The 13,430-nt window shown below is 42.4% G+C and carries 17 protein-coding genes and 5 tRNA genes; 20 read left to right on the top strand and 2 right to left on the bottom strand.

Going from position 1 to position 13,430, the window contains the following annotated elements:
• Positions 1–6 precede the first annotated feature (6 nt).
• Entirely contained in the window at positions 7–597 is a 591-nt protein-coding gene (locus ABE28_RS01370; RefSeq protein WP_064462228.1) for a rhomboid family intramembrane serine protease, read from the bottom strand.
• Positions 598–704: 107 nt separating this feature from the next.
• Between ABE28_RS01370 and acpS the strand changes: the two genes are divergently transcribed.
• The 14 genes from acpS to ABE28_RS01440 all read left to right on the top strand — a co-directional run bounded on the left by acpS (position 705) and on the right by ABE28_RS01440 (position 12,060).
• Positions 705–1,061 (top strand): holo-ACP synthase, encoded by a 357-nt coding sequence (gene acpS, locus ABE28_RS01375; RefSeq protein WP_064462227.1) that lies wholly within the window; start codon positions 705–707, stop codon positions 1,059–1,061.
• Between the two features lie 237 nt (positions 1,062–1,298).
• Positions 1,299–2,306, top strand: a complete 1,008-nt coding sequence (locus tag ABE28_RS01380) for a LolA family protein (protein ID WP_064462226.1) — start codon at positions 1,299–1,301, stop codon at positions 2,304–2,306.
• 228 nt (positions 2,307–2,534) lie between these two features.
• Positions 2,535–3,692, top strand: coding sequence for an alanine racemase (alr, locus tag ABE28_RS01385; RefSeq protein WP_064462225.1), 1,158 nt, complete (start codon positions 2,535–2,537; stop codon positions 3,690–3,692).
• A gap of 160 nt (positions 3,693–3,852) precedes the next feature.
• Positions 3,853–4,134 carry a CopG family ribbon-helix-helix protein gene (locus ABE28_RS01390; RefSeq protein WP_034306380.1) on the top strand — a complete coding sequence of 94 codons (282 nt, stop codon included), beginning with the start codon at positions 3,853–3,855 and terminating at the stop codon, positions 4,132–4,134.
• 7 nt (positions 4,135–4,141) lie between these two features.
• Positions 4,142–4,492 carry a type II toxin-antitoxin system PemK/MazF family toxin gene (locus ABE28_RS01395; RefSeq protein WP_034306610.1) on the top strand — a complete coding sequence of 117 codons (351 nt, stop codon included), beginning with the start codon at positions 4,142–4,144 and terminating at the stop codon, positions 4,490–4,492.
• Positions 4,493–4,935: 443 nt separating this feature from the next.
• Entirely contained in the window at positions 4,936–5,763 is an 828-nt protein-coding gene (locus ABE28_RS01400) for an RsbT co-antagonist protein RsbRA (RefSeq protein ID WP_064462224.1), read from the top strand.
• 2 nt (positions 5,764–5,765) lie between these two features.
• A complete protein-coding gene (locus ABE28_RS01405; RefSeq protein WP_061143976.1) occupies positions 5,766–6,122 on the top strand; it encodes an STAS domain-containing protein in 357 nt (118 codons plus the stop codon).
• Between the two features lie 3 nt (positions 6,123–6,125).
• Complete coding sequence (locus ABE28_RS01410; RefSeq protein ID WP_064462223.1) at positions 6,126–6,527, top strand: anti-sigma regulatory factor; 402 nt, start codon at positions 6,126–6,128, stop codon at positions 6,525–6,527.
• 9 nt (positions 6,528–6,536) lie between these two features.
• On the top strand, positions 6,537–7,547 hold the full coding sequence (locus ABE28_RS01415; protein WP_064462222.1) for a PP2C family protein-serine/threonine phosphatase: 1,011 nt from the start codon (positions 6,537–6,539) through the stop codon (positions 7,545–7,547).
• Positions 7,548–7,606: 59 nt separating this feature from the next.
• Positions 7,607–7,939, top strand: coding sequence for an anti-sigma factor antagonist (locus tag ABE28_RS01420; protein ID WP_064462221.1), 333 nt, complete (start codon positions 7,607–7,609; stop codon positions 7,937–7,939).
• Entirely contained in the window at positions 7,936–8,409 is a 474-nt protein-coding gene (gene rsbW, locus ABE28_RS01425; protein WP_057915601.1) for an anti-sigma B factor RsbW, read from the top strand. The genes ABE28_RS01420 and rsbW overlap by 4 nt, the downstream gene beginning before the upstream one ends.
• On the top strand, positions 8,387–9,175 hold the full coding sequence (gene sigB / locus ABE28_RS01430; protein WP_064462220.1) for an RNA polymerase sigma factor SigB: 789 nt from the start codon (positions 8,387–8,389) through the stop codon (positions 9,173–9,175). The genes rsbW and sigB overlap by 23 nt, the downstream gene beginning before the upstream one ends.
• Positions 9,172–9,783, top strand: a complete 612-nt coding sequence (locus ABE28_RS01435) for a SpoIIE family protein phosphatase (protein ID WP_306807321.1) — start codon at positions 9,172–9,174, stop codon at positions 9,781–9,783. The genes sigB and ABE28_RS01435 overlap by 4 nt, the downstream gene beginning before the upstream one ends.
• A gap of 102 nt (positions 9,784–9,885) precedes the next feature.
• Positions 9,886–12,060: a Tex family protein gene (locus tag ABE28_RS01440; RefSeq protein WP_064462243.1), complete on the top strand. Its 2,175-nt coding sequence runs from the start codon at positions 9,886–9,888 to the stop codon at positions 12,058–12,060.
• Positions 12,061–12,106: 46 nt separating this feature from the next.
• Here the strand turns inward: ABE28_RS01440 and cmpA are convergent, their stop codons facing one another.
• Complete coding sequence (gene cmpA, locus ABE28_RS24805; RefSeq protein ID WP_156775661.1) at positions 12,107–12,226, bottom strand: cortex morphogenetic protein CmpA; 120 nt, start codon at positions 12,224–12,226, stop codon at positions 12,107–12,109.
• Between the two features lie 83 nt (positions 12,227–12,309).
• Between cmpA and ABE28_RS01445 the strand changes: the two genes are divergently transcribed.
• From ABE28_RS01445 to ABE28_RS01470, 6 genes are all read left to right on the top strand, one after another.
• Positions 12,310–12,789 carry a SprT family protein gene (locus ABE28_RS01445; protein ID WP_064462219.1) on the top strand — a complete coding sequence of 160 codons (480 nt, stop codon included), beginning with the start codon at positions 12,310–12,312 and terminating at the stop codon, positions 12,787–12,789.
• A 131-nt stretch (positions 12,790–12,920) separates the two neighbouring features.
• A tRNA-Asn gene (locus ABE28_RS01450) sits at positions 12,921–12,995 on the top strand.
• 7 nt (positions 12,996–13,002) lie between these two features.
• A tRNA-Ser gene (locus tag ABE28_RS01455) sits at positions 13,003–13,093 on the top strand.
• 18 nt (positions 13,094–13,111) lie between these two features.
• Positions 13,112–13,183 (top strand) — tRNA-Glu (locus ABE28_RS01460).
• 18 nt (positions 13,184–13,201) lie between these two features.
• Positions 13,202–13,277, top strand: a tRNA-Asp gene (locus ABE28_RS01465).
• Between the two features lie 75 nt (positions 13,278–13,352).
• A tRNA-Gln gene (locus ABE28_RS01470) sits at positions 13,353–13,427 on the top strand.
• Positions 13,428–13,430: the final 3 nt, after the last annotated feature.

The raw sequence follows: 13,430 nt of genomic DNA on the forward strand, positions 1-13,430 counted from the left end.
TTTTTCCTACCATTTATTCCTCCAATATAGAGGTGCGGTTAAAATGCCTGTTGCCAGGCCGGCCAAGTGACCGACAACATTGATCTGCGGCTGGATGAAGGTCATGATGATGGCGATTCCGGTCAGCGTATAGACGGTATTCCTTTCGTTGCTCGTAAAATAGTTTTTATTGAATAGCACTAGGTAAAGGAAGAAGCCGAGTAATCCGAAAATTGCACCGCTGGCACCTATGTGGGTATATGTGAGCGGCTTAAATAAGAAGGTCGCGATATTGGCCAATATCCCGGTAGATAAAAAGAAAAGCAAGAATTTAAAGGAACCGAGAAACTTCTCGAGGGCTGGTCCGAAGATGGCAAGCGAGAAGCCATTGAACAGTAAATGAGTGAACGTACTATGTAGAAAAATCGGGGTGACCAATCTCCACCATTGTCCATCATTGATGAATAAATTTACACCTGAGCCATAATAGAAAAGTAAATTTCCGGGAATTATGGGGAAAAGGACGAGAACGAAAACGAACATCATGATGAGAATGAGCACAGTCACAGCTCGGAAGGTCGTTGCATATTCGCGGAAGCTTTCTGTTCTTGTAAACATAAGTTCCTCCTTATCATCATTTTAATTAGGAACAATATTATCATCTTTAGATAAAAGTTTCCTCCTAATACTATGCAGCGTATCAATTTAATAGAAGAGGTGTCGAAGTGATCAAAGGTATCGGCGTGGACATAACGGAGTTGGCAAGAATGGAAACATTGATTGAACGGCAACCGCGTTTGAAGGAGCGCATATTGACAGAAAAAGAAATCTTGATTTTTGAAGGGCTGAATGGGAGAAGGAAAATTGAATATTTTGCTGGGCGTTTTGCTGCGAAGGAGGCTTTTTCAAAAGCTTACGGTACAGGGATCGGAAAGCACTTATCCTTCTTGGATATCGAAATAAGTGCAGATGGCAAAGGAAAGCCGGTCATCTCCAAGCCGTTTTCAAATGGGGTACATCTGTCGATCAGCCACAGTCGTGATTATGCGGTTGCCCAGGTCATCATTGAGAGGGTGGATTGAGTTTTGTCCAATCAGGTCATAAACCTTAAGGTTGTCTCATATACATTTAGTGCTATAGGGAGACAAGGCCCGGTAAAAGGTACATGGCAGAGTGGGTGCTCTATGAAAGGTTTTTAGCAGGACCGATTTGGTCCGCGTCTAAAATACTGAGGACTCTAAGACATCAATCGAGCCAATGTCCGGATCCTGCCTTTTCCTCTCCCTTTTACGTTCAAATGACAAAAAGGGGTTGAAAAGATGAAGAAGATGTTAATGCTTTTTGCAGGGATCATGCTCTTGCTTGCTCTTTCTGCTTGCGGCCAAAAATCACAGGGTGATGTAGTGAGTGAATTGAATGAGAAGCTTGGCGAAATGAAGGGATATAAAGCTAATGCGAAGATGACATTGAAGATGGGCACCGAACCTCAAGTGTATAATGTGGAGATCTGGCATAAGGACCCTTCCTTTTACCGCGTAAATCTAAAAAATGAGGAGAAGGATCAAAGCCAGATGATTTTGAAGAATGATGATGGTGTGTACGTGTTGACGCCCGCTTTGAACAAAAGCTTTAAATTTCAAAGTGAATGGCCGGAGAACAGCAGTCAGGCTTATTTATTCGAGTCGTTGGTGAAAGACATTACGGAAGATAAAAGTGCAACATATAAAGAAACGGATAAACATTATGTCTTTGAGACGAAAACACGCTACCAAAACAATAAAATGCTACCTTATCAAGAGATTACTATAAACAAAAAGGACTTATCTCCTGCCAGTGTAAAGGTCATGGACCCTGATAAAACGGCATTGGTCCTTGTTGAATTTTCAAAAGTGAAATTCGATACGACTTTTGATAAGGATTCATTTGACATGAAGAAAAACATGACAAGCGCACAGCTTGAAGCGCCTGTGATGGCCGAAGTCCAAAATGAAGGCTTTGCCGTGAAATACCCAGAAAATATTGGTGATATGAGCTTGACGGAAGAAAAGGAAATCAAGACCGATAATGATGGGGAACGTGTCGTTTTGACATATGAGGGCACAAAAAGCTTTACATTGGTCCAGGAAAAAGCTGAAGTGGTCCAAACTTCCGTTTCGACGAATGTGAATGGCGATCCGGTTGATTTAGGTTATACAGTTGGAGCAATGACTGGAAATACGATTTCGTGGACGTTTGAAGGTGTGGATTATATGCTTGCATCAAAGGATTTGACCCAGGAAGAGATGGTCGAAGTGGCCCGTTCCGTTGGGGGAGATCCAGTCAAATAGGTGTGCAAACAAGCTGATGTTTCCCGTCTCCTTATGAAGGTTTCTTCGAGGAATAGTAGGCGGGAAAGCAGCTTGTTATCATTTTAAATGCTTTCAATGGTGGGGATCTGCTTTAGTGAAAAAGCGCTTTATCTTTACAACGGTTGGTTATAAAATGGTCGTATGATGAAAACGTAAACTTCGATAGTGGAAGAATCTTATTGTAAGCATGAGAAAGAAGGAAATGGCTTGGAAACGAAAATATTTCATCGAGATACGTGGGCAGAAGTGAATTTGGACCATATTTATAAAAATATTTCTTCAATGAAAACAAGACTAAGAAATGACGTTAGCCTTTTTGCTGTCGTCAAAGCGAATGCTTATGGCCACGGCGATTATGATGTGGCGAAAACGGCGCTTGAAGCGGGGGCTGATTTTTTAAGCGTAGCCTTCTTGGATGAGGCTCTGTCTTTACGAAAAAAAGGGATTACGGCGCCCATCTTGGTTCTAGGGGCCTCCAGGCCTGAAAGTGCAGCGCTTGCCGCAGAGCAAGGGATTTCCGTGACAGCTTTTGATGAAGCTTGGCTGGAAAGCGCAAAGGCTCAGCTTAAACCGGGACAAGTCCTGCAAGTTCATGTGAAAGTGGATAGCGGTATGGGGAGAATTGGTATACGCGATAAAAGCCAGCTGATGAAAGTGGAAGGTTTGTTAATGCGGGAACCATGCTTTAACTTTCAAGGGATATTCACTCATTTCGCAACGGCAGACGAACTGAAGACAGATCTCTATGAAAAACAGCTTGCTGTATTTAAAGCGATGCTTGCTGAGTTGACGGAACGGCCGGAATATATCCATGCTGCGAATAGTGCAGCATCTCTAAGGTTTGCCGATCCAATATGGAATGCGGTTAGGATGGGAATTTCCATGTACGGATTAAGCCCTTCGATGGAAATGAAGCCGTTATTGCCATTCCCATTACAACAGTCCATCTCATTAAAAACGAAGTTGGTCGCGGTTAAACAGCTTGTGGAAGGTGAAAGTGTAAGTTACGGCGCGACCTATACGGCACAAGGAAAAGAATGGATCGGAACCTTGCCGATTGGTTATGCTGACGGGTGGATTCGCAAGCTTCAAGGTCAGGAAGTGCTTATAGAAGGTATGAGGGTGCCGATTGTCGGCCGGATTTGCATGGATCAGTGCATGATCAAGCTCCCAAGGTCATTCCCTGTTGGGACAGAGGTTACACTCATAGGCGATGACGGGGTTGAATCGATCACCGTGGATGAGATAGCGGCCAAACTGGAAACGATCAATTATGAGGTGACCTGTATGATAGGAGCAAGGGTGCCTCGCGTATATATAAAAGATAATCAGAAAAAACATATCCGCAACTTCATCTTGGAATGATCGGATTGTAAAAAAATCCTAAGATTGTGAATAAGATTTCCTTTATTATGCTGATAATAGGATGGAGAATAGAATATACTCTTTGCAGATAGGAATTTTAATGGTAATATTGAAAAGGATATATAATAAAGGTGTGTAGTGATGGTGGAGGTGTATGTTTGTGTCTGAATCCAGCGCAACAAGAGAGATATTAATTCGATTACCTCAAAATTTTTTAACTGAACTAGATGGGTATGCGAGTGAAGAAAATGTGAATCGCAGTGAATTTATTTATCGTGCCACAAAAATGTATCTTCGTGAACGTAAAAAGAAAGAGTTCCGTGAATCGATGAAACGCGGTTATATTGAAATGGCGGCCATTAATTTAACGATTGCTTCTGAAGCTTTTCAGGCTGAATTCGAGGCTGGTCATTGCGTTGAACGATTAGTTAGCGGAGGCTGAGCCATTGATTGTTGTTAAGCGTGGTGACGTATACTTCGCAGACCTTTCCCCGGTAGTCGGTTCAGAGCAAGGCGGAACCCGTCCGGTATTGATTTTACAAAACGATATAGGTAATCGCTTTAGTCCGACTGTGATCGTGGCAGCCATTACAGCTCAAATTCAAAAAGCGAAATTGCCAACACATGTTGAGATCAATGCAAAGAAGTATGGATTCGAGCGAGATTCCGTCATTTTATTGGAGCAGATCAGGACGATCGACAAGCAGCGCTTAACTGATAAAATTACGCATCTTGACGAACCTATGATGCAAAAAGTCAATGAAGCTTTACAAATCAGTTTGGGTCTCATTGAGTTTTAGAGAAAAGTTTTCCCGTTAACGCGGGCGTTATTATAATACAAATCTTATTTGATGTTATTTAGATGGCACGATTCCTGATGAAGGAATCGTGTTTTTTTTCATGTGCACAATAAGGGGCCAGCAGCTTACCTTCGTGCGATAATTAAGTATGTATAGGCCTTTACAGCAGGAAATTCAAAAAAATTGACGAATAAAAATAATATACGATTAGAATCAAACAGAGCCGTCTTGGTTTTTTGTGTTGAACTGCTCGTTTTTCTTTGAAATATGTTTTTTTCACTCAGGTATTGGGTATAAAGTTATGTTGCAAATATTTAAAGTGAAAACAAAATTGCAATGCTATACTTAAGTGAAAAGTTAGATGGAACTATCATTACAGTTAGTTAACATCCTTGTGACGAGGACAGGAAAACATAGCAATTGTGTTAGAATGGGAGGATATTATGAATCAATTGGTTTACGATTTCATTAAGCAAAATCAAGATTACATCCTGACTGAGTGGATGGATATCATGAAGGAAAGTGCGGACGAAAGATTAATAAAGGTTGTCTCTGATCGGATGTTCACGCAAACGAGCAGTGAATTTATAGATATGATCATCACGAATGTTGATAGTAAAAACAAGGAATTCTCATTGAAGCTTTCAGATTTTGCAGAGAAAGTCGTCCAATTGGGATGGCCTCTTACTTTCGTCAATGAAGGACTTCATAAATTCACGTTGATTGTCATTAATGGAATGGTCGACAAGGGGCTGGTGACTCCGGATAATCAAGTCAATCTTGTTAATCATTTGGATAAATGGGCCACACCGATTAATAATGAAATCGTCAATATATATACGCAAACTTGGGAAAGAACAGTATCGATGCAGAGAATAGCCTTGCAGGAGCTTTCGGCACCGCTCATTCCTGTATTGGAGGGCATTACGGTCATGCCGCTGATAGGCACCATTGATACGGAACGTGCCAAGCAGATAATGGAAAACCTCTTGACCGGTGTCGTTAAGCATAGATCCGAAGTCGTCCTTATTGATATTACGGGTGTGCCGGTAGTGGATACAATGGTTGCCCATCATATCATCCAGGCAGCGGAAGCGGTCCGCTTGGTGGGAGCTAAATGCATACTTTGCGGAATACGGCCGGAAATAGCCCAAACCATCGTTAATCTTGGGATTAATCTAAATGAAGTGATTACTAAAAATACTTTGAAAAAGGGAATTGAAGTTGCATTGGAATTAACGAGCCGCAAGATTGTAGAGGTGGAGGGATAAGTATGAGGATTCCGATATTAAAGCTTTATGACTGCTTGTTGGTCTCGATACAATGGGAATTGGATGATGTAACCGCCCTGCAATTTCAAGAGGATTTACTGCATAAGATCCATGAAACAAGCGCCAACGGCGTTGTCATAGATATTACCTCGATAGATTTTATAGATTCTTTTATCGCAAAGGTATTGGGCGATGTCTTTAGCATGTCCAAGCTCATGGGGGCAAAGGTTGTAATTACGGGAATCCAGCCAGCTGTTGCCATAACATTGATTGAACTTGGAATCAGTCTTGATGATGTTATGACAGCATTAGATTTAGAGAAAGGCCTGGAGAAATTACAACAGGAATTGGGGGATTAAAGAATGGAGTTCCAATCCTGCGTAAAAATAATTAACGAATGGGACATAGTAGCTGCAAGGCAGCTTGGAAGGAATGTGGCTAAAGAGTTGGGATTCGGGACTGTAGATCAGGCCAGGATCACAACGGCTATAAGCGAGTTGGCCAGAAATATATACCTATATGCCGGACAAGGCAGTGTAAGCATAGAAAAGCTAAATAAAAATGGGAAGTCGGGATTGAAAATCATTGCAGAGGACCAGGGGCCGGGAATCGAGGACATCCGCAGGGTCATGGAAGATGGGTATACCACTTCAGGGGGATTGGGTGCAGGCCTTCCTGGAGCCAAACGCCTAATGGATGACTTCGATATCGAATCGATACCAGGTGAAGGGACTACGATCATCGCTACGAAATGGCTCCGTTAGGGGGGGACTATGGATAATAGGGAGAACATGGAGAAAAAGTATCATGAGGCGCTTTCTACTTATCTTAAAGACCAGAATGAGCAGGCACTCTACCAAGGGCAAAAGATCAGCCGCCTACATATAAAATATAATATATCTCCAGAAGAGATCATCAGTATGCATAAAAATAACTTAATGGAACTATACCCTGATCTACCCGGGAAAGTGGTGGATTCGTTCGATTTCCTGCTTGAAGTCATGATGGGATATGGGATTGCCTACCGCGAGCATCAAAGCCTTAGGCATCAACAGCAGGAATTGAAAACGGAAATAGAAATCGCCGCAAATGTTCAGCATACGCTTTTGGGAACGGAAATACCTGATATTAAGGCTCTTGAAATTGGGGCGATCAGTGTTCCTGCCAGACAGATGAATGGAGATTATTATCACTTCGTCCAAGATGAAAACGAGCGTATCGGAGTGGGGATAGCCGATGTCATCGGCAAAGGGATTCCTGCGGCCTTGTGCATGTCCATGATTAAATATGCAATGGATAGTCTTCCTGAGCACCGTCATGAACCGAACAACGTGCTTGAGAGCTTGAACCGCGTCGTCGAGCATAATGTGGATCCCAGCATGTTCATAACGATGTTCTATGGATTGTATGATCCGCATGATAGGAAATTCTCCTATGCTTCGGCTGGCCATGAACCGGGTTTTTATTATGATGCCGCTTCGGGAACTTTTAGCGATTTGGACGCGAAAGGACTTTTGCTTGGAGTCGATAAAAAAACCAGGTACCGCCAATATGAAAAGACGGTCAATCGTGGAGACATGATCATCTTACTATCTGACGGGGTAACGGAGTGCCGGACGAATGATGGGTTTATAGAAAGAGATACACTAATTGGTTTCATTAAGAAGAATATGCATTTGCAAGCCCAGGAAATGGTGAATAATATTTATAAGCAATTGGAGAAAATGCAGAACTTTCAGCTAAGGGATGATTTCACCTTAATAATTTTAAAATCGAATGTTTAGCATTTTTTTCTCTGGGTATAGATATAAGAATGAAGAGGATTTGAAGAGGTGGGTCAAGGATGAATATAACAGTAGATGTCAATGAATTGAATACTGAATTTATAGTAAAACTAAAAGGTGAAATCGATGCTTATACTGCGCCGAAGCTAAGAGAATCACTATTTCCGATATCAGAGCGGGAAAACGTCAAGATCATCATCGATTTGAGCGAGGTCTCCTACATGGATAGCACAGGTCTTGGAGTATTTGTCGGTGCATTTAAAAGTGTCAGGGCAAATAATGGCGAATTCACTTTAGTTGGTTTATCAGAAAGGCTACGACGGTTATTTGATATTACGGGTCTTGCAGATATCATTGATATAAAAAGTGGTACAGAGGGTGGGTTAGAATGAGTCAAGTATATGATTACATCGAAATGAAAATACCTGCAAAACCCGAGTTCATCGGTGTCATTCGTTTAACACTTTCTGGAATAGGCAGTCGGATGGGGTTTGCCTATGAGGAAATCGAGGATTTGAAGATCGCTACAAGTGAAGCATGTACGAATGCGGTTCAGCATGCATATAAAGATTCCGAAAAAGGTGAAGTGAAGGTTAGCTTTGGCCTTTATCCAGATCGTTTGGAGGTCATGGTTTCTGATAGTGGTAAGAGCTGTAATTTCGAAGAGGTTCGCCAAGGTCTCGGTCCGTACGAGAATGGGCAAAAGGTCGAGCTCATGAGAGAAGGCGGCTTGGGTCTTTACCTCATTGAAACACTGATGGACGATGTGAAAATCCATCAGCATGACGGGGTTACTGTTTTTATGACTAAGTTCTTAGAAGGAGAGCAGGTGGAGATGGATGCAAAAACAGTCTCAACCTAATCAGGCACAAAAAGAACAAGTAAATGAATGGATTAGAGCGTATCAGCAAAACCAGGATGATGAAGCGCAAAGCAATTTAGTCATCCATTACAAAGGTTTGGTTGAAACGATCTCACGTAAGTACGCAAAAGGCAAGTCGTTTCAGGAGGATATTTCTCAAGTCGGAATGATTGGTTTATTAGGTGCCATCAGACGATATGATGAATCCTTCGGCAAAAGCTTTGAAGCGTTTGCCGTACCTACGATAATCGGTGAAATCAAAAGGTTTTTACGTGACAAAACCTGGAGTGTCCATGTACCAAGAAGGATAAAGGAACTTGGACCGAAAATCAGGGTGACGGTCGAGGAACTGACGACGACATTGCACCGTTCGCCAAGAATCGATGAAATAGCCGATAGCATAGGTGTGACCGAGGAAGAGGTTCTGGAAGCGATGGAGATGGGGAAAAGCTATCAAGCTTTATCTGTCGATCATTCCATTGAAGCGGATTCCGATGGCGGTACCGTCACCTTGCTTGATATATTTGGTAATGTGGATGAAGGTTTTGAAAGGGTCAATCAGCGACTTGTTCTTGAAAAGGTGCTTCACGTTTTGAGTGACCGTGAAAAGATGATCATCCAGCACACCTATTTAGAGAATTTAAGCCAAAAAGAAGCCGGTGATAAACTTGGAATTTCCCAAATGCATGTGTCGAGACTCCAGCGCCGTGCTATCAAGAAACTTCAAGAGGCGATTAACGCTGAAAACTCGGAGTTAATTCAGTGATCAAAGATATTCTCAAAGAAAAAAGAATTGAAATCCTTGCCTCCCAGACCTCTAAAAACGGGATGGTTTATTGCGGTGATGACTACTTTTTTCTTGATACGGAAGAATATTTTGTATGTGTTTTGGCAGATGGGCTGGGCAGTGGAAAATATGCTTACGAATCCTCCCATGCTGTCATCGAGGAAGTCAAGCGCAATCATGAGTTGGATGTCGAATCACTGATGGCCGTATGCAATCAGGTTTTGATCGACAAGCGGGGAGCGGCCGTATCCATTTTGAAAATTTTTTACGAGAAGAATGAATTTGTATATAGTTCCGTAGGTAACATCCGTTTTTTTCTGTATAATCCCAAGGTCGACAAGCTTGTTTACCCGTTGCCTGTTACAGGATATCTATCGGGCAGGAAGCAAAAATACAGGACGGAAAGATACAAGTATGAACCAAATGCAAAATTCATTCTTCATTCGGATGGCCTTGAACTTAAGGGAGCTAAATCTTTTTTAAAAAGGCAGGCTCCCATCGTTCTGAATGCTAAAGACATTTTGGAAAGCAGTCCAGCAACTGCAGACGATACGACATTCATTTTAGGAAGCTTACTTTCGCTGTAATTCGGAAGTGAGCTTTTTTTGTATGGAGTTCGCAACTTCATTCCTGATTTGCTAGACTGTATATATGAGTTCGAAAGGGTGGAGGGAAACGTTATGATCGTTATGGAAGATACGTTGAAAGAATTGATTAAACAAATATCCAATGAACTAAGTTTGAAAAATCACCAAGTTCAAAACGTGATACAAATGCTGCAGGAAGGGAATACGGTCCCTTTTATTGCCCGCTATAGAAAAGAAATGACAGGCTCGCTCGATGAAGTTCAGATCCGTTCGATTATGGAAAGGTGGAATTATCTAGAGAATCTTGGCCAGAGGAAAGTGGAAGTTACACGTTCGATCGGGGAACAGGGAAAATTGACGGATGAATTGAAAAGGCAAATCGAAAAGGCGGCAAAATTGCAGGAAGTGGAGGATTTATATAGGCCATTCAAGCAAAAAAGAAGGACGAAAGCCACAGTCGCGAAAGAAAAGGGGCTTGAACCATTCTCCAGTTGGCTGCTTGAATGCCATTTGGACGCCCGGGTCAATGAAAAAGCCGCGGAATTCATATCAGCAGAAAAAGAAGTTCCTTCTATTGAAGAGGCTATTGCAGGAGCGCAGGATATAATTGCTGAACATATTTCCGATGATGCAGAATTGAGGAAGTGGATAAGGGCCGAGATTTTCAAAGCTGGAAAAGTGGTTTCCGTTGTTAAGAATCAAGATAAGGACGAGAAAAGAATCTTTGAAATGTATTATGAATACGAGGAGCCGGTGCAAAGGATCGTACCGCACCGGGTTTTGGCACTTAATAGAGGTGAAAAGGAAGAGGTATTGCGGATATCGCTTCAACCGCGAACTGAAATCATCATCGGACATCTTGAGCGCAAAATCATCAAAAATGTCCATTCTGAAGCAAAGGATGTTCTTAAAACTGCGATTGAAGATGGACTCAAACGTTTGATCATGCCGTCGGTTGAGCGGGAAATCAGAAAAGAACTGACTGAAAAAGCCGAGGATCAGGCCATTCATATTTTTTCGGAAAACTTGCGTAATCTGCTTCTTCAGCCTCCGCTCAAGGGGAAAGTGGTACTTGCCCTCGATCCCGCTTACCGAACGGGCTGTAAATTGGCTGTCATTGATGAAACGGGTAAGGTGCTGGACATCAGTGTAATATATCCTCATCCGCCTGCTGCCAAGCTTCAGGCTGCAAGAGAAAAAACGATTGAGATAATCGAACGGTTCTCGGTTGAGATTGTAGCGATCGGCAATGGGACGGCATCACGTGAATCAGAGCAATTCGTTGCAGATATTTTAAAAGAAGTGAACGCCAATGTCTCTTATATTATCGTCAATGAAGCGGGAGCCAGTGTGTATTCTGCCTCGGACATTGCCCGTGAAGAGTTTCCGGATCTGCAAGTGGAACAGAGAAGTGCCGTGTCGATAGGAAGAAGGCTTCAAGATCCCCTCGCGGAACTTGTTAAAATCGATCCCCAATCAGTTGGGGTAGGCCAATATCAACATGATGTTTCCCAGAAAAAGCTGGCGGGATCCCTCTCTTTTGTAGTGGAAACAGCTGTTAACCAAGTGGGGGTGAACGTCAATACCGCTTCATCTTCCCTATTACAATATGTAGCTGGTTTATCAAAATCCGTTGCTCAAAATATCGTCAAGAAAAGGGAAACGGAAGGGAAGTTTTCAAGCAGGAAAGAATTGAAGAAAATACCCCGTCTTGGATCCAAAACGTATGAACAGTGCATAGGGTTTCTGCGCATCATCAATGGCGATGAACCTTTGGACCAGACCGCAATTCATCCCGAGAACTATGGTGCCGTGAATAAACTGTTGAAGAAAATGGGATTCACATCACGGGATTTAGGCAGTGAGGCATTGAATGAGGAATTAATCAAATTAAATCCAGCTCAATTGGTCGATGAATTGGAAATAGGGGAAATTACGATTAAAGATATCATTGAGGATTTACTGAAGCCGGGAAGAGATCCTCGTGATGAATTATCAAAACCACTGCTTAAGCAGGATGTGCTGAAAATGGAGGATCTACAAGTTGGGATGGAATTGCAAGGTACAGTGAGGAATGTAGTGGATTTCGGCGCGTTTGTGGATATTGGTGTTAAACAGGATGGGCTGGTGCATATATCAAAACTGAGCAATCGGTTCGTTAAGCACCCGCTGGATGTAGTTGCCGTTGGGGATGTAGTGACGGTTTGGGTCGAGCAAGTCGACGCCCAAAAGCAAAGGGTATCTTTAACGATGCTCCAGCCAAAGGAACAAAACTAGCCCGCGGCAGGCTCCTTCTTTAATTAGAGGGAGTTTTTTTGCAATTTTACAACCGGGGGCTCTCTTTTCTTTGATAAAAAAACCAGCATTGATTCAACATCTTCACTTGATAATAATCCTTGTCATGAAAGGCTTTACGGATTTGATTTTGGAACCAATTAGGCATAGCTTTTCCTCCTTTAGTCTCCTATTGTATTATTAGTCTATGTTATAATGGGTTGTCCTGTTACCAGGGAATAGGAGGGGGAAATGAAAAATCGGGATTTGCAAAAGCTAGTCGAAGAAATTTCTGTGGAATACTTTAATAAAAGATTTACACACCTTGCCAGTTTTAATCCGCGCCTTCGGACGACAGGTGGCCGTTACTTGCTGCATTCACATAATATAGAAATCAATAAGAAGTATCTTGATGAACGCGGGATGGATGAAATGATCGGGATCATAAAGCATGAATTATGCCATTACCACCTTCATATCGGGAAGAAGGGGTATCAGCATCGTGATGCGGACTTCAAGCTTTTACTCAATAAAGTGGGTGCTCCAAGATTCTGCACTCCATTGCCATCAAATCAGATAAAGAGAAAAATGAATACAATCCAATATAAATGTGAAGACTGTCACCAGGTATATATGAGAAGAAAGCGAATCGACACTTCGCGTTTCGTTTGTGGTAAATGCCGTGGAACCTTGAGTTATCAAGGGTTTTTGGAGGGTGAATCAAAAATATAAAAAAACACAAAAGAACTCTTGACTTTAAGTTGTAACCTCTTTATAATCATAAGAGTCGACAAGATAACAACTTGTTCTTCACGACAACCACGAAGGTCCTTGAGCATGAAAAAGGAACCCATTTACATTATTCCGCAGTAGCTCAGTGGTAGAGCATTCGGCTGTTAACCGAACGGTCGTAGGTTCGAGTCCTACCTGCGGAGCCATTTTTTTGGGGAAGTACTCAAGAGGCTGAAGAGGCGCCCCTGCTAAGGGTGTAGGTCGCGTAAGCGGCGCGAGGGTTCAAATCCCTCCTTCTCCGCCAGTTACATATTATAATCAAGGCCCATTGGTCAAGCGGTTAAGACACCGCCCTTTCACGGCGGTAACACGGGTTCGAATCCCGTATGGGTCACTTTCTTACATATAACATGGTCCCGTGGTGTAGCGGTTAACATGCCTGCCTGTCACGCAGGAGATCGCGGGTTCGATTCCCGTCGGGACCGCCATTTTTTTTAAAACAATTGCTAAAATGAAATTTTTGTGATATAATATTAACCTGGCTGTTAATCATCACAGATCATTGGGCTATAGCCAAGCGGTAAGGCAACGGATTTTGATTCCGTCATGCGAAGGTTCGATCCCTTCTAGCCCAGCCATTT

The sequence above is a fragment of the Peribacillus muralis genome, from assembly GCF_001645685.2.
Classification (GTDB): domain Bacteria; phylum Bacillota; class Bacilli; order Bacillales; family DSM-1321; genus Peribacillus; species Peribacillus muralis_A.